The 15,043-nt window shown below is 61.0% G+C and carries 14 protein-coding genes; 9 read left to right on the plus strand and 5 right to left on the minus strand.

Translation table 11 applies throughout. The features are described from left to right. Positions 1 to 8: 8 nt before the first annotated feature. From CHU94_RS16370 to CHU94_RS16390, 3 genes are all read right to left on the minus strand, one after another. Positions 9 to 1,013, minus strand: a complete 1,005-nt coding sequence (locus CHU94_RS16370) for a pseudouridine synthase (RefSeq protein ID WP_094481829.1) — start codon at positions 1,011 to 1,013, stop codon at positions 9 to 11. Positions 1,014 to 1,111: 98 nt separating this feature from the next. After that, positions 1,112 to 1,849 carry an alpha/beta fold hydrolase gene (locus CHU94_RS16375; RefSeq protein WP_094481830.1) on the minus strand — a complete coding sequence of 246 codons (738 nt, stop codon included), beginning with the start codon at positions 1,847 to 1,849 and terminating at the stop codon, positions 1,112 to 1,114. Between the two features lie 1,504 nt (positions 1,850 to 3,353). Next, the gene (locus CHU94_RS16390) at positions 3,354 to 4,079 is read right to left on the minus strand and encodes a Crp/Fnr family transcriptional regulator (RefSeq protein WP_094481836.1); all 726 of its coding nucleotides are present in this window, start codon (positions 4,077 to 4,079) and stop codon (positions 3,354 to 3,356) included. 161 nt (positions 4,080 to 4,240) lie between these two features. Here CHU94_RS16390 and CHU94_RS16395 point away from each other — a divergent pair, with 161 nt between their 5' ends. The 8 genes from CHU94_RS16395 to CHU94_RS16430 all read left to right on the plus strand — a co-directional run bounded on the left by CHU94_RS16395 (position 4,241) and on the right by CHU94_RS16430 (position 13,915). Next, a complete protein-coding gene (locus CHU94_RS16395; protein ID WP_094481838.1) occupies positions 4,241 to 6,193 on the plus strand; it encodes a long-chain fatty acid--CoA ligase in 1,953 nt (650 codons plus the stop codon). A 61-nt stretch (positions 6,194 to 6,254) separates the two neighbouring features. Beyond that, the gene (locus CHU94_RS16400) at positions 6,255 to 7,037 is read left to right on the plus strand and encodes an ABC transporter ATP-binding protein (RefSeq protein WP_094481840.1); all 783 of its coding nucleotides are present in this window, start codon (positions 6,255 to 6,257) and stop codon (positions 7,035 to 7,037) included. 12 nt (positions 7,038 to 7,049) lie between these two features. Further along, positions 7,050 to 7,979, plus strand: coding sequence for a branched-chain amino acid ABC transporter permease (locus CHU94_RS16405; protein ID WP_094481842.1), 930 nt, complete (start codon positions 7,050 to 7,052; stop codon positions 7,977 to 7,979). A gap of 9 nt (positions 7,980 to 7,988) precedes the next feature. After that, entirely contained in the window at positions 7,989 to 9,065 is a 1,077-nt protein-coding gene (locus tag CHU94_RS16410; protein WP_094481844.1) for a branched-chain amino acid ABC transporter permease, read from the plus strand. A 60-nt stretch (positions 9,066 to 9,125) separates the two neighbouring features. Beyond that, positions 9,126 to 10,445 carry an ABC transporter substrate-binding protein gene (locus CHU94_RS16415; protein ID WP_094481846.1) on the plus strand — a complete coding sequence of 440 codons (1,320 nt, stop codon included), beginning with the start codon at positions 9,126 to 9,128 and terminating at the stop codon, positions 10,443 to 10,445. Positions 10,446 to 10,591: 146 nt separating this feature from the next. After that, complete coding sequence (locus tag CHU94_RS16420; RefSeq protein ID WP_094481848.1) at positions 10,592 to 11,401, plus strand: ABC transporter ATP-binding protein; 810 nt, start codon at positions 10,592 to 10,594, stop codon at positions 11,399 to 11,401. An 86-nt stretch (positions 11,402 to 11,487) separates the two neighbouring features. Further along, entirely contained in the window at positions 11,488 to 12,741 is a 1,254-nt protein-coding gene (locus CHU94_RS16425) for a phenylacetate--CoA ligase family protein (RefSeq protein WP_094481850.1), read from the plus strand. A 202-nt stretch (positions 12,742 to 12,943) separates the two neighbouring features. Next, a complete protein-coding gene (locus CHU94_RS16430; protein ID WP_094481852.1) occupies positions 12,944 to 13,915 on the plus strand; it encodes a tripartite tricarboxylate transporter substrate-binding protein in 972 nt (323 codons plus the stop codon). A 54-nt stretch (positions 13,916 to 13,969) separates the two neighbouring features. Here the strand turns inward: CHU94_RS16430 and CHU94_RS16435 are convergent, their stop codons facing one another. Next, positions 13,970 to 14,299, minus strand: a complete 330-nt coding sequence (locus CHU94_RS16435) for a DUF1840 domain-containing protein (RefSeq protein WP_094481854.1) — start codon at positions 14,297 to 14,299, stop codon at positions 13,970 to 13,972. A 75-nt stretch (positions 14,300 to 14,374) separates the two neighbouring features. Here CHU94_RS16435 and CHU94_RS16440 point away from each other — a divergent pair, with 75 nt between their 5' ends. Next, complete coding sequence (locus CHU94_RS16440; protein ID WP_094481856.1) at positions 14,375 to 14,701, plus strand: polyhydroxyalkanoic acid system family protein; 327 nt, start codon at positions 14,375 to 14,377, stop codon at positions 14,699 to 14,701. A gap of 60 nt (positions 14,702 to 14,761) precedes the next feature. Here the strand turns inward: CHU94_RS16440 and CHU94_RS16445 are convergent, their stop codons facing one another. After that, positions 14,762 to 15,016, minus strand: coding sequence for an acyl-CoA-binding protein (locus tag CHU94_RS16445; RefSeq protein WP_094482813.1), 255 nt, complete (start codon positions 15,014 to 15,016; stop codon positions 14,762 to 14,764). Positions 15,017 to 15,043: the final 27 nt, after the last annotated feature.

A 15,043-nucleotide genomic window follows, 5' to 3' on the forward strand; every position in this document is an offset into this window, starting at 1 on the left:
GAAAGACGTTAGAACTTTTCGTGCGGCTGCAAATAGCGCCACTGGCCCACCGGCAGGTTGCCCAGCATGACCTTGCCCACGCGCACGCGCTTGAGGCCCACCACGCGCAGGCCCACCAACTCGCACATGCGGCGGATCTGGCGCTTCTTGCCCTCGGTCAGCACAAAGCGCAGCTGCTCGGGGTTTTGCCACTCCACCTTGGCGGGTTTGAGCGGCTGGTCGTCCAAGCGCAGGCCGTGGCGCAGCAGTTGGAGTTTGTCCGCCGGAAAGACGGACTGCACATCGCTGGTGACGGGGTCGTCATCGTCCAGGCGGATTAGCTGTTGCGCCTTGCCACCGTAGGTGGCTGCAGGCGAGTTGGCAGCGGCGGGATTGGCGACGCCGGTGTAGGCCACGCGCACCAGATATTCCTTCTCCATCACCGAGTCTTCGCCAATCAGTTGGCGGGCCACGCGGCCGTCCTGCGTCAGCACCAAGAGGCCGGTGGAGTCAATGTCCAGGCGGCCGGCCGGCACCAAGCTCTTGAGCTGGCTGCCGTGGAAGAAGAAGCGCGCGTTGTCGTCGGCCCAGCGGTTTTGCGGCTGGATCAGCTTGATGGCGGGCTCGTGACCGTCTTCGGCTTGGCCACTGACGATGCCGATGGGCTTGTGCAGCAGGATGGTGACCTGGTTGGCCTGTTGGCCTTGGGCCTGCTTGTCGATTTCGATGCGCACGCCGGGCAGCACTTGCATGCCCATCTCAGCTACTTTGCCGTTCACCTTCACCCAGCCCTTGGCGATCCAGTCGTCGGCCTCGCGGCGCGAGGCCAGGCCCAGCTCGGCCATGCGCTTGTTCAGGCGCACCGTGCCGCCCGCGCCCTGGGCGGCGGTGTTGGTCTGGCCGGCCGGAATGGCGCGGTTGCCGGAGGGGCGGGCGGGCGGTGGCGCACGGCGCACACCCGCCGGGCTGGCGGCGGCGCTGGGCGGCGCGGGCGCGCGGCGCAGGGTGGGGCGGGGAGGAGTCTGGTCGGTCATGGTTGCTATATTTTTAGGAGCTGCTTGCGCATATTTTACGAGGGCTGGGTGCCAATTTAGCACTTAATTGCAAGTTCTCCCGCCGGCCCCGCAGCGCCTCAGCCCAAGGGTGCCTGGGGCGCGGCCACCCGCAAAATCGCGGCGCTGAGCGCCACCGGCTGGCAGAAATACGCCGAGTGGCTGGCCTCAATGTGCTGCACCGACGCGCAGGGCGACTGCGCCACCATGCGGCGTTGCAGCGCGGGGGTGATGGCGCAGTCCTGCGTCAGTTCGATGTAATGCCGCGGTATGCGGCCGTAGCGCTTGTCCGTCAGCCGCAGCCGGGTCAGCGCGGGCAAAGAGGGTTCGGGCGTCAGCAGGCTCTGCGCCAGCGCCACATCCGCTGCATCGCAGTCAGCATACAGCGTGGCCTGCCGCGCGGCCGGCGGCAGCGCATCGGTCAGCGTGCTGCGGCTGATCTGGATGTGGCGGCGCACCAGGGAGTCTTTGTCTTGGCGAAAGTAGTCCGCTACCCGCTCACCATCCCGCAGCAAATAGGCCGCCAGGTACACACAGCCCGCCACCTTGTCGGACCGCATCTCGGCCACGGTAGACGCCACAATGCCACCCCGGCTGTGCGCCACCAGCAGCGCGGGTTCTGGCAGCGTGTCCAGCAGGTTGCATACGGCACGTGCCATGTGGTGAAGCGTGGTGCGTCCGCGCAGCCAGCGCCACTGCGTACCGTGCGCTGGCAAGTCCGGCACCAGCACCCGGTGCCCAGCGGCTTCCAGCCGCGGCACCACCTTGTGCCAGCACCACGCGCCATGCCAGCTGCCATGCAAAAGAACCATGTCCATGTGTCACTCCCCTTGTGTGCGCGGCCGAGATGGCGCGCTGGGGGGAACGGTACGGTGGATGTGAAGCGCTGTCTGGCCGCATTCGGACATGTGTATGCGCGGGTGCAGCGGCTAGAGCCATGCATGGCGGCGCTTGCGCAAAACATCTTGTCTGAAACGCTTACGCCGCTGCGCCTGGGGCGGGAGTGAGGGGTGCCGGGGGAGAATACATCGCTTGCGCACGGCCGCCGGCGTGGCGCGCGTTCTCCGGCTCACCTTGTGGGCGGCTGCTTTTGGTGTGCTGGCTCTGTGGCAACCGCAAATGAAGCCTGCGTCCGCGGCACCCACCACTGGCCTTGTGTTCAACGCATGCGTTCGGCATGAGAGTCAGATTCAGGCTGAACGCGGACTTCCGACTTGTTCCGAAGCAGTCGTTGCGCCCGTGTGGGCCGACCAGTCATGTTTCATTGGACCGTATAGAACGCAGAGCCTCGCGAGCGGACACCGCGACACTCGAATTGCCGGACTCAACCATCTCAATGAGAATCTCTTTCTCGATTGAGATCGAGCTCTCCCCAAGGATATAGGCCAGATGTACTTGCCGCATCACAGGCCACGACTGCCATTGGTGGCGGATCTGCGAAAGAAGCATGGCTGGGCTCAGGTCTATAAGTGCGCGAGCATCGCAGCTGCCTACATCTGCCCAGTAGTCAGCATCTGGTAGGTCTAGCAAATTTATGAGTCGCTCAAGCATTGAAGGAATTCCTTAATTGCCCCCAAGGAATGCTCTATTGAAGTAAATTGGCATAAGAACTTGCAGAGCCGCCAACAAGCCGAAAGCACTTACCATTAACGTTACGGTCTTGCAATGAATGGGTTGGAACGGCAGTATCAGTAACCCGAGCACAGATATCAGAAGAAATCCGTGAGCGGCTACGAAGGAACCAAAAAAGAAACCGTAGTAAAGCAAGGCGGCAAAGGCAACCCATTGGGAGTTCAATTCGCTCCCCACAGCGCTCATGATCAGCATTGATAGGGAAATAACGGTGCCCAAGAGCACTGTGCCTCCGACAATCCAGCCAAAAACTGACCGCTGAAGTACAACTGTCCAAGAGTGCTCGGCGGAACTCATGCTATTGAATCTGAAGAAGAGACGACCAGATTGCGTTGCGGCGAAACCGTTTTGTGTCGTTGTACGGCGGCAACCAACACCTTATGGTAGCGAGGATTGGCAATCCTCGATTCGGGTGACTTGACTAACGTTGGCTTCCGCCCCGCAAAACGGACTATTGGGTAGGTGGTCTGGGTGTCCGGGCGCAGGCCAAAACTTGCGGTTGCCGCAGAGACCGCGCGCCAAACAACGCGTTAACGCAACAACGCGGGCCCACCAAAAGCAGCCGCCCGCAACAAGGCCGGAGAACGGATGCCCGGGCCGCCTGCCCCGCCCACACGGTGGCGCGAAACCTCCAGTAAACCAATCAAAGCACTATAAAAACAATAGCTGCTCGCGCAGATTCCATAAGCGCTAAGACGCAATTTGACGTGTAAACACCCGTGACCGAAGTGCCTGCAGGTCCAGCACCCGCAGGCCCCCATATTCCACGCGAATGAAGTTCTGCGCTTCCAGTGCGTTTAGCGCTTCGTTCACGCGTTGGCGTGACAGGCCCACCAGGTAGGCCAGCTCCTGCTGGGTGATGCGCAGCACTTCGCCCACGCCAGGGTAGAGCACGGGGTTGAAGAGGGAGGCGAGGCTGCGTGCGACGCGGATGTCGGGGTTGGTCATGCGGTCGATCTCGCGCGCGGCGATGAACTGGCCCAGGCGTTCGTTGAGCTGGTTCATCACAAAGCGGTTGAAGCCAATCGAGTGGTCCAGCAGCCAGTGGAAGGTGTCTACATGCAGGCCGGCCACATGGCTCTTGCGCAGGGCCTGGATGTTGTAGCGGTAGGGCTCGCGCTTGAGGGCCGTGCCTTCGCCAAACCAGCCGCCCGGTGGCACGCCGGTGAAGGTCATGGTTTGGCCCTCGGCGTTGTCGCTGCTCATCTTCAACAAGCCATCCACCACGCCAAACCAATAGGTCACCGGGCGGCCCATGCGGCACAGGTATTCGCCGGGTGCGGCCTCGGCAATGCGCAGGTCGTCTATAGCACGCTGACGCTCGTCGGGCAGCAGCAATTGCAGCCAGGGAATGGCGGCCAACTCGGCCTCGGTGAGCGGGCGGCGGCGCTGGTGCAGGCTGGGGTCGGCGGTCATGGGCAGGCCTTGTAAGTTGCCAATAAGTGAAGGGAAAACACCTACCGAGAAATGCGCAAATTGTCATTCAAACGACAACTTGGCGTCAAATGCAGTCCTACCATTCGCCCCATACCAAAGCCCATGGGCGCATGCCTTGGGCCATAACGAGGTGACACGCAATGGGTACGCACACGACATTTCCGCAGCTGCTGCTGCAGCACGCCAGCCAGCGCCCGCAGGCGCCGGCCATGCGTGAGAAGGAGTATGGAATTTGGCAGGCGCTCACTTGGGGCGACTTGGTGCAGATGGTGGAGCAGATTGCCGCCGGCCTGCACCAAGCGGGGCTGCGCCGTGGTGACCACATGGTGGTGGTGGGCGCCAACCGACCCCGCCTGTACGCCACCATGCTGGCAGCCCAAAGTCTGGGTGCCATTCCCATTCCGCTGTACCAAGATGCGGCGGCGCCCGAGTGTGTGTTCCCCATCAACAACGCCGAAGTGCGCTTCGCGTTTGCCGAAGACCAAGAGCAGGTCGACAAGTTGCTGGAAGTGCGGGAGCAGTGCCCGCAGTTGGCCCATATCTACTTTGATGACCCGCGTGGTCTGCGCAACTACGATGAGCCCGGCCTGGCCGCGCTGGACGAACTGCAGGCTGCCGGCAAGGCGTTTGTAGCGCTGCACACCGGGTTCTTCAAAGACGAAGTGGCGAAGATTGCACACACCGATGTGGCTGCGATGTTCTTTACTTCCGGCACCACGGGCAACCCCAAAGGTGTGGTGCACACCCACGACTCGCTGTTGAACCGTGCCCGTGCCGGGGCCGAGTTCGACCGCCTGACCAGCGACGAAGATGTGTTGGCCTACATGCCCCCGGCGTGGATTGGACAAAACATCTTCAGCTACGCGCAGTGGCTGTCGTGCGGCTATGTGGTGAACTGCCCGGAAAGCAGCGCAACCGCCAGCATTGACCTGAAAGAAATCGGCCCCACCTACTACTTTGCGCCGCCCCGCGTGTTCGAGGGCATGCTCACCACGGTGATGATCCGCATGGAGGATGCGGGTGCAATCAAGCGCAAGATGTTCCATTACTTCATGGGTGTGGCCCGGAAGGTGGGGCCCGCGCTAATGGACGGTCTGCCTGTGTCTGCGGGTGATCGCGCCCTGTACGCGCTGGGCAATGTGCTGGTGTATGGCCCGTTGCGCAACACCCTGGGCTTCAGTCGGGTGCGCGTCGCTTACACGGCGGGCGAGGCCATTGGCCCCGACCTGTTTACTTTCTACCGCTCCATTGGCATCAACCTCAAGCAGCTCTACGGTTCCACCGAGACCGCCGTGTTCGTCTGCCTGCAGCCCGACAACCAGGCCCGCGCCGACACCGTGGGCGTGCCCTGCGAAGGGGTGGAGATCAAGGTCGCGGACAACGGCGAGATTCTGGTCAAGTCGCCCGGCCTGCTCAAGGAGTACTACAAGAACCCCGCTGCCACGGCCGAAGTGTTGACCACCGACGGCTGGTACCACACCAGCGATGCTGGCTTTATTGATGCGCACGGTCATCTCAAGATCATCGACCGTGTCAAGGATGTGGGCCGCATCAAGGGCGGTGCCTTCGACGCCGCCATGTTTGCCCCCAAGTACGTGGAGAACAAGCTCAAGTTCTTCCAGCACATCAAGGAAGTGGTGGCCTATGGCGATGGCCGCGAAAAAGTGTGCGTGTTCATCAATATCGACTTTGATGCTGTGGGCAACTGGGCCGAACGGCGCAACCTGCCGTACGCCGGCTACACCGACCTGGCGCAAAAGCCCGAGGTCTACCAGCTCATCAAGGAGTGTGTGGAGAAGGTGAACGCCGACTTGAGCGCGGACGCGCTGCTGGCGGGTAGCCAGGTCAGCCGTTTTCTGGTGTTGCACAAGGAGCTGGACGCCGATGACGGTGAACTGACCCGAACCAACAAGGTGCGCCGCGGCTTTATTGCCGAGAAGTACCAAGTGCTGGTGGACGCGCTGTACGAAGGCAAGACCAGCCAGTTCATCGAAACCCAGGTGAAGTTTGAAGATGGGCGGACCGGCAGCGTGAGCGCCACGCTGAAGATCGACGACGCCAAGACATTCGCACCCGTGAAGGCAGCGGCATGAGCGCCGCGCAGGGCCGCCCCAAGCAAGCTCGCACCGCAGTGCGCAGCACGGAGGTTATGTAGTGAGCAAGAAAATCGGTGACGTCATCCTCGATGTCAAAAACATCTCCCTGCGTTTTGGCGGCGTGAAGGCGCTGACCGACATCAGCTTCGATGTGCGTGAGCACGAGATCCGCGCCATCATCGGCCCCAACGGTGCGGGCAAGAGCTCCATGCTCAACTGCATCAACGGCGTGTATGCACCGCAGGACGGTGCCATCACCTTCCGTGGCCAGTCCTTCAAACACATGGACAGCCACCAGGTTGCCACCATGGGCATAGGCCGTACCTTCCAGAACCTGGCCTTGTTCAAGGGCATGAGCGTGCTCGACAACATCATGTCCGGGCGCAACCTCAAGATCAAAAGCAACATCCTGCTCCAAGCCCTGCGCTGGGGACCGGCCGAGCGCGAAGAGATCCAGCACCGCGAGTACGTGGAGCACATCATCGACTTTCTGGAGATCCAGGCCTACCGCAAGACGCCTGTGGGCCAGCTGCCCTACGGCCTGCAAAAGCGCGTGGACCTGGGGCGCGCCCTGGCCATGGAGCCGCAGGTGCTGCTGCTGGACGAGCCCATGGCTGGCATGAACGTGGAAGAGAAGCAGGACATGTGCCGCTTTGTGCTGGACGTGAACGACGAATTCGGCACCACGGTGGTCTTGATCGAGCACGACATGGGCGTGGTGATGGACATCAGCGACCGGGTGGTGGTGCTGGACTATGGCAAGAAGATTGGCGATGGCACACCCGATGACGTCCGCAACAACCCGGACGTGATCAGCGCCTACCTCGGCACCAGCCACTAAGGATTTCTCACTATGGCTTTCTTTCTCGAAACTTTACTTGGCGGCCTGATGGCGGGCATGCTGTATTCGCTGGTGGCGCTGGGTTTTGTGCTGATCTTCAAGGCATCAGGTGTCTTCAACTTTGCGCAGGGTGCCATGGTGCTGTTTGCGGCTTTGGCCATGGCGCGCTTTGCAGAATGGATTCCGCTGCACCTGGGTATCAGCGACCCTATCGCCGCCAATGTCTTGGCTTTTGTGGGGGCGGGCGTGGTCATGTTTGTGGTGGCCTGGATCATCGAACGCCTGGTGCTGCGCCACCTGGTCAACCAGGAAGGCACCACACTGCTGATGGCCACACTGGGCATCACCTATTTCATGGAAGGCCTGGGCCAAACCATCTTTGGCAGCAACATTTACAAGATCGACATTGGCATGCCCAAGGACCCGGTGATGATTTTGGAGAGCGCGTTTGAGGGCGGCATCCTGATCAACAAGGAAGACTTTTATGCCGCTCTGATCGCCGCCGCGCTGGTGGCGCTGCTCAGCGTCTTCTTCCAGAAAACCGCAACGGGCCGTGCCCTGCGCGCTGTGGCAGATGACCACCAGGCGGCACAAAGCATTGGTATTCCGCTCAACCGCATCTGGGTCATCGTCTGGTGTGTGGCGGGTGTGGTGGCGCTGGTGGCCGGCATGATCTGGGGCAGCAAGCTGGGGGTGCAGTTTTCGCTGACCACTGTGGCCTTGCGTGCCTTGCCCGTGGTGATTTTGGGCGGCCTGACATCTGTGCCCGGCGCCATTGTGGGCGGCTTGATCATCGGCGTGGGCGAGAAGCTCTCCGAGGTGTACCTCGGTCCCTATGTGGGTGGCGGTATCGAAATCTGGTTCGCCTATGTGTTGGCGCTTGGCTTCCTGCTGATCCGCCCCCAGGGCCTGTTCGGCGAAAAAATCATCGACCGCGTGTAAGGGGACGACATGTTTTATAGAGAAAACGGCCAATTCAAAACCACGTACCGCGCGGACCAGCAGATTTTCCCCATCGCGCAGGACCGCATGGCCATCTTGGCCCTGCTGGTGGTGGGCTTTGCCGCAGTGCCCTTGCTGGCCAGTGACTACATGTTTCGCGCCATCCTGATCCCCTTCCTCATCTTCTCGCTGGCGGCCGTTGGCGTGAACATCTTGGTGGGGTTTTGCGGGCAGATTTCGCTGGGGTCAGGCGCCTTCATGGCGGTGGGGGCGTATGCGGCCTACAACTTCTTCGTGCGCATTGACGGCATGCCGCTGATCGTGGCTCTGTTGCTGGGCGGGGTGTGCTCCATGCTGTTTGGCATGGTGTTTGGCTTGCCCAGCTTGCGGGTCAAGGGGCTATATCTGGCAGTGGCCACGCTGGCGGCGCAGTTTTTTGCAGATTGGATGTTCCTGCGGATTCAATGGTTTACGAACCATTCCCCGTCAGGTTCGGTCTCGGTATCCAACCTGCAGGTGTTTGGCCTGTCGTTGGAAAGCCCGGTGGCCAAGTACCTGTTTTGCCTCACCTTGCTGGCCATCATTGCCTTGTTGGCCAAAAACCTGGTGCGCGGGGCGGTGGGGCGGGAGTGGATGGCCATCCGCGACATGGATGTGGCGGCCGCGGTGATTGGCATTCGCCCCATGTACGCCAAGCTCAGCGCGTTTGCGGTCAGCTCCTTCATTGTGGGCGTGGCCGGTGCATTGTGGGGCTTTATCTACCTGGGTGCCTGGGAGCCAGCGGCCTTCTCGGTGGACCAGTCCTTCCGTCTGCTGTTCATGGTGATTATTGGCGGCATGGGTTCCATCATGGGCAGCTTCTTTGGTGCTGCCTTTATTGTGGTGCTGCCTATTTTTCTGAGCCAGGTTTTGCCCGTGTTGGCCAGCCTGTTCGGGATCGAGATTTCCACCGCTGGCATTTCCCATGCTGAGCTGATGATCTTTGGCGGCCTGATTGTGTGGTTCCTGATTGTGGAGCCGCATGGTCTGGCCAAGCTGTGGTCGATTGGAAAACAGAAATTGCGTTTGTGGCCTTTCCCTCACTAAGACAGAAAAGCCTGGTTCCGCGTTCCCCCGTGCTTCAACACTTAATTACAGGAGAGACAAATGAAGCTTTCTAAACTCGTTCTCGCAACCGTCGCGCTGGCCTCCGGGCTGGCGGCTGGCCAAGCCATCGCCCAGGCCAAGGAGCAGTTCATTCCGGTGCTGTCCTACCGCACCGGGCCCTACGCGCCCAACGGCGTGCCATGGGCCAACGGCTATGTGGACTACATCAAGCTCACCAATGCGCGCGGTGGCATCAATGGCGTGAAGTTCAGTTTTGAAGAGTGCGAAACCGGCTACGACACGGCGCGTAGTGTGGAGTGCTACGAACGCCTCAAGGGCAAGGGTGCTTCCTTTGTGCAGCCCCTGTCCACCGGCGCCACCTTTGCGATTACCGAAAAAGCCCCTGCCGACAAGATCCCTGTTGTGACGGTGGGCTATGGCCGTAGCGAGAGTGCGGACGGCTCGGTGTTCAAGTGGAACTTCCCGATCGCCGGCACCTACTGGGTTGCCGCCGACGCCATCATGCAAGCCATCGCCAAGAAGGAAGGCGGCTTTGACAAGCTCAAGGGCAAGAAGATTTCGCTGGTCTACCACGACAGCCCTTTCGGCAAAGAACCCATCCCGTTGCTGCAAGAGCGCGCGGCCATGCATGGCTTCAACCTGACGCTGCTGCCCGTGACGGCACCTGGCGTGGAGCAAAAAGCCACCTGGCTGCAAGTGCGCCAGAACCGCCCGGACTACGTTGTGTTGTGGGGCTGGGGCATCATGAACAGCACCGCCATCAAAGAAGCGCAAGCCACCGGCTACCCGCGCGAAAAGATGTATGGCGTGTGGTGGGCGGGTGCCGAGCCGGATGTGAAAGACGTGGCTGATGGCGCCAAGGGCTACAACGCCGTGACCATGCAGCACGGTGCCGAACCCAACTCCAAGTTGGTGAAGGACGTGATGGCCATGGTGCACGGCAAAGGCCAGGGCACCGGACCCAAGGAAGAGGTGGGTCAGGTGCTTTATATGCGCGGAGCCATGAGCGCGATGCTCGCGATTGAAGGTGTGCGTGCAGCGCAAGACCGCTTTGGCAAGGGCAAGGTCATGACCGGCGAGCAAGTGCGTTGGGGCCTGGAGAACCTGAACCTGACCCAGCCCAAGCTGGATGCTTTGGGCTTTGCCGGTGTGATGCGCCCCATCAGTACCTCCTGTGTGGACCACATGGGTGCGTCGTGGGCCCGTATCCACACCTGGGATGGCAAGGCTTGGCAGTTCACCTCCGACTGGTTGCAGGGTGATGAGCAAATCATCAAACCTTTGGTCAAGACCACTGCCGCCAAATACGCTGCCGAGAAGAAGCTGACTGCCCGCACCCCAGCGGACTGCCAATCCTGATTTGCGAAGCAAGTCAGGTTGGCTTTGCCTGTATTGACGGCATCCACCCCAACCCCTTCCGCCAAGCGGGAGGGGCAGCAGCCCTCACGGGCCGCCAATCGACAGGCTTGCTGCGCAGGTCTGTCGATTGGTAAAGGCAACGATCTATGGACACTAAAAACATCGTTCTCAACGTGAATGGCATCGAGGTCATTTACAACCACGTCATCCTGGTGCTCAAGGGGGTGTCGCTGCAGGTGCCGGAGGGTGGCATCGTCGCCATCCTCGGCGGCAACGGGGCGGGCAAGACCACCACGCTGCGCGCGGTGAGCAACCTGCTGGCCGGTGAGCGCGGTGCGGTGACCAAGGGCAGTATCGAACTGCGCGGTGAGCGCATCGAGAACCTGAGCCCGGCCGACCTGGTGCAGCGGGGCGTGGTGCAGGTGATGGAAGGCCGCCACTGCTTTGCCCACCTGACGATTGAAGAAAACCTGTTGACCGGAGGCTACACACGCAAGAGCAAGGCCGAGGTGGCGGCCAACCTGGAGAAGGTCTACACCTATTTCCCGCGCCTCAAGACCCGCCGTGCTAGCCAGGCGGCCTACACCTCGGGCGGCGAGCAACAGATGTGTGCCATCGGCCGGGCGCTGATGGCCAACCCCAGCATGGTGTTATTGGACGAGCCTTCGATGGGCCTGGCGCCACAGATTGTGGAGGAAGTGTTTGAGATTGTGAAAGACCTCAATGCCAAAGAGAAGGTCACCTTCCTGCTGGCGGAGCAGAACACGAATATGGCGCTCAAGTACGCCGACTACGGTTACATCATGGAGAGTGGCCGCGTGGTGATGGACGGCGCCGCCGAGGACCTGCGCAGCAATGAGGACGTGAAAGAGTTCTACCTGGGCGTGGGTGGTGGCGAGCGCAAGAGCTTCAAGGATGTGAAGAGCTACAAGCGCCGCAAGCGCTGGCTGGCTTGATTTTGCTATCAACTTTATAGCTGTTAACGCATGTTTCACGCGGGCTGTAGCCCTAAAACACCCTTAAAGCCCCTCGGCAGCCCACCATGACACGCACCTACGACGCCCTGGAAACCCGATCCCCCGCTGAGCGCGAAGCCGCGTTGATGGCGGCCCTGCCCGCGCAAGTGGCACATGCCCAGCGCAGCGCTCCGGCCTTTGCCCGCATTCTGGCGGGGGTGGATGCCAGCCATGTGGTCGACCGTGCCGCTTTGGCTAAGTTGCCGGTCACGCGCAAAACTGAGTTGCAGGCGCTGCAGCAGGCGGCACGCGAGCAGGGCGGCAATGTGTTTGGCGGCTTCAGCGCGCTGGGCTTTGGTGCGGCCATGCCGCGGGTGTTTGCCAGCCCTGGCCCGATCTATGAGCCCGAAGGCACCACCAAAGACTACTGGCGCATGGCCCGTGCGATGTATGCAGCCGGATTTCGGTCCGGCGAACTGATCCACAACAGCTTCAGCTACCACTTTGTACCTGCAGGCTCCATGATGGAGACTGGCGCCCACGCTTTGGGTTGCACGGTTTTCCCCGGCGGCACCGGCCAGACCGAGCAGCAGGTGCTGGCGATGCGCGAGCTGCAGCCTGCGGGCTACATCGGCACACCCAGTTTCCTCAAGATCATTCTGGAGAAAGCCTTGGAAATGGGGGTGAGCATTCCGAGCGTCACCAAAGCCATGTTTGGTGGCGAGGCGTTTCCGCCGTCTCTGCGCGACTGGTTTATGGAACGTGGGGTGGACGGCTACCAGTGCTACGCCACGGCCGACTTGGGACTCATTGCCTACGAGACCACTGCCCGAGAAGGCTTGGTGCTAGACGAAGGTGTGATCGTGGAGATCGTGCGCCCCGGCACCGGCGATCCGGTGGCTGACGGTGAGGTGGGTGAGGTCGTGGTGACCACCATGGGCTCAGGCTATCCCTTGGTGCGGTTTGGCACGGGTGATCTGTCGGCCGTGCTGGCGGGGCCCTGTCCCACGGGCCGCACCAACACCCGTATCAAGGGCTGGATGGGCCGGGCCGACCAGACCACCAAGGTGCGTGGCATGTTTGTGCACGCCAAGCAGGTGGACGAAATTGCCAAGCGCTTCGCCGAGGTGCTGCGCGCGCGGCTGGTGGTGAGCGGAGAGATGGCCAGCGATGCCATGGCGCTGCATATCGAAGTGCAGGGCAGCCCGGAGGGGCTGGCCAGCCGGGTGGGCGACGCCATCCGCGACGTGACCAAATTGCGTGGCGATGTGGTGCTGGTGGCGCCAGGCAGTTTGCCCAACGACGGCAAGGTGATTGAGGATGCACGCAGCTACCGCTAACGCGACGTGCTCCCCGCTTTCAAGGGCTAGGGTTTTCCCGAGCTGTTGAACACCACAGTTACCAAGCCACCTGGGCCCGGATACTCTTCGCGCGGCCTGTTAGGAATCGGAATTTTTTAACCCCTGGCGCGCTAGGTGCTTTTTGCATGGCAGCGCATTGCGGGGCACGCTAGACTGTTCACATTAACTAGGAGACTGACCCATGAAAAAACTGCTCGTCGTTGCGGCTGCTTTGGCTGCTGTTGGTGCCCACGCACAAGACTATCCGGCTAAGCCTATCTCTTTTGTAGTGCCCTTCGCCGCCGGCGGCCCCACCGACCGCGTGGCCCGTGACCTGGCGGAAGCCATGCGCAAGCCGCTGGGTGGCGTGAGCATCATCATTGACAACGTGGCTGGCGCAGGCAGCTCCATCGGCACCAACAAGGTCGCCAAGGCTGCGCCTGATGGTTACACCTTGCTGGTGAACCACATTGCCATGGGCACCATGCCCTCTTTGCTGCGCAACATGCCTTTCAAGGTGGAGTCGGACTTCGAGTACGTAGGCATGATCAACGACGTTCCCATGACCCTGATCGGCCGCCCCACGCTGCCCGCCCAGAACTACAAAGACCTGAGCGGCTGGATTGCCCAGAACAAGGGCAAGATCAACCTGGGTAACGCCGGTATCGGCTCTGCGTCCCACCTCTGCGGTCTGTTGTTCCAGAACGCTGTGGCTACGGACATGACCACCGTTCCCTACAAGGGCACTGCGCCCGCCATGACCGACCTGATGGGCGGCCAGATCGACCTGATGTGTGACCAGACCACCAACACCACACAACAGATTGAAGGCAAGAAAGTGATTGCTTATGCGGTCACCACGTCCAAGCCCCTGACCACGCCCGCCCTCAAGAGCCTGCCCACCTTGCAGGACTCCGGCTTGAAGGGGTTTGAAGTGACCATCTGGCACGGCATCTATGCCCCCAAGGGCACACCGGCTGACGTGTTGGCCAAGCTCAATGCCGCCTTGAAGACCGCCCTGAAAGACCCCGACTTCATCAAGAAGCAGGAAGCCCTGGGTGCCGTGGTGATCACCGACAAGCGTGTGGAGCCTGCAGAGCACAAGAAGTTTGTGGCTGCTGAAATTGCCAAGTGGAGCCCCGTGATCAAGGCCGCTGGTGTCTACGCCGACTAAGCTTGCCAATCTGTGCCCCGTGAGGGGCTGAGACTCCCCTTCGTCTGGTGGTGCCTAGGTGCCCCAGACGATTTCTTTTTGTGCCTTCAGGCTGCGTTGCAGCATGTCCAGCAAGGGCATGGCGCGCTGGCGCAGCGAGATACCCGGGGTGTGGGCGTCTGCACCGTGCGCTTGCGCTTCCAGTGCGGCCTGGGCCCGCTGGGCTTCTTCTTGTGCAATGGCGGCCTCCAGCGCCGCCTTTGCAGCAGGCATATCTTCTGGCAGGAGGATGCCTTTGGCGGGTACACCTTCCTCGAACTTGCCCCAGATCTGCAGGATCTGGCGACCATTGGGTTCGAGCATGATGACGTCGCTGGTGACTTTGGACTTGAACTTGTAGAGCATGGCGTTGGACTCCGGTTTTATGGTGCAATGTGCCCACTCTTTTACCCCAAATACATTTCACCTAGGAGCAGCACCGTGGCAGACCTTCACATTCTTCGCGAACACACCCTGGGCCTGGCAGGCGCCCGCAAGATTGCTTTTGAATGGGCGGAGCAAGTGGAGCAAGAGTTCGACATGGAGTGTGTGTATGCCGAGGGCAAGACTGAGGACGAAGTGAGCTTCAAGCGCTCGGGAGTCAACGGGACCCTCTTGGTGACCAAGGACCAGTTTGAGCTGAACGCCAAGCTGGGTTTTTTGCTGGGCGTTTTCAAAGACAAGATTGAGGCCGAGATTGTCAAGAACCTGGACCAGCTGCTGGTTCCCAAGAGCGCCAAGCCCACTGCGGCGGCGAAAAAAAAGTAGCGCCAGGCGCTACTTTTTTGATAGCTGCTTACGCAGCAAATACGAGGGCAGGGGCCTGATTTAGCTCAAAGATTCGATCAGGTCGATGTACTGCTGCATCGCGTCGTCGCTGCTGGTGCCCTTGAAACCATTCCAAGCGTCCCACTTGGCGCGGCCCACCATATCGGCGAAGCCGGGCTTCTTTTCGGCGTTGTCACCGGCGGTGGCTTGTTTGTAGAGCGCGTAAATCTTGAGCAGGGTGCCGTTGTCAGGGCGTTCGCTCAGGTTTTTGGAATTTGCAACGGCGGCTTCAAAAGCGGCTTTCAGGTCGGCCATGGTGTTCTCCATTGATGGTTACCCGCG

It is taken from the genome of Rhodoferax sp. TH121, assembly GCF_002251855.1.
Taxonomy (GTDB): Bacteria; Pseudomonadota; Gammaproteobacteria; order Burkholderiales; family Burkholderiaceae_C; genus Allorhodoferax.

What these genes read in the sequence shown, in the direction of transcription:
- CHU94_RS16370 (WP_094481829.1), bottom strand. Translation starts at nt 1,013, where the DNA reads ATGACCGACCAGACTCCTCCCCGCCCCACCCTGCGCCGCGCGCCCGCG.
- CHU94_RS16375 (WP_094481830.1), bottom strand. Translation starts at nt 1,849, where the DNA reads ATGGACATGGTTCTTTTGCATGGCAGCTGGCATGGCGCGTGGTGCTGG.
- CHU94_RS16390 (WP_094481836.1), bottom strand. Translation starts at nt 4,079, where the DNA reads ATGACCGCCGACCCCAGCCTGCACCAGCGCCGCCGCCCGCTCACCGAG.
- CHU94_RS16395 (WP_094481838.1), top strand. Translation starts at nt 4,241, where the DNA reads ATGGGTACGCACACGACATTTCCGCAGCTGCTGCTGCAGCACGCCAGC.
- CHU94_RS16405 (WP_094481842.1), top strand. Translation starts at nt 7,050, where the DNA reads ATGGCTTTCTTTCTCGAAACTTTACTTGGCGGCCTGATGGCGGGCATG.
- CHU94_RS16410 (WP_094481844.1), top strand. Translation starts at nt 7,989, where the DNA reads ATGTTTTATAGAGAAAACGGCCAATTCAAAACCACGTACCGCGCGGAC.
- CHU94_RS16415 (WP_094481846.1), top strand. Translation starts at nt 9,126, where the DNA reads ATGAAGCTTTCTAAACTCGTTCTCGCAACCGTCGCGCTGGCCTCCGGG.
- CHU94_RS16420 (WP_094481848.1), top strand. Translation starts at nt 10,592, where the DNA reads ATGGACACTAAAAACATCGTTCTCAACGTGAATGGCATCGAGGTCATT.
- CHU94_RS16425 (WP_094481850.1), top strand. Translation starts at nt 11,488, where the DNA reads ATGACACGCACCTACGACGCCCTGGAAACCCGATCCCCCGCTGAGCGC.
- CHU94_RS16430 (WP_094481852.1), top strand. Translation starts at nt 12,944, where the DNA reads ATGAAAAAACTGCTCGTCGTTGCGGCTGCTTTGGCTGCTGTTGGTGCC.
- CHU94_RS16435 (WP_094481854.1), bottom strand. Translation starts at nt 14,299, where the DNA reads ATGCTCTACAAGTTCAAGTCCAAAGTCACCAGCGACGTCATCATGCTC.
- CHU94_RS16445 (WP_094482813.1), bottom strand. Translation starts at nt 15,016, where the DNA reads ATGGCCGACCTGAAAGCCGCTTTTGAAGCCGCCGTTGCAAATTCCAAA.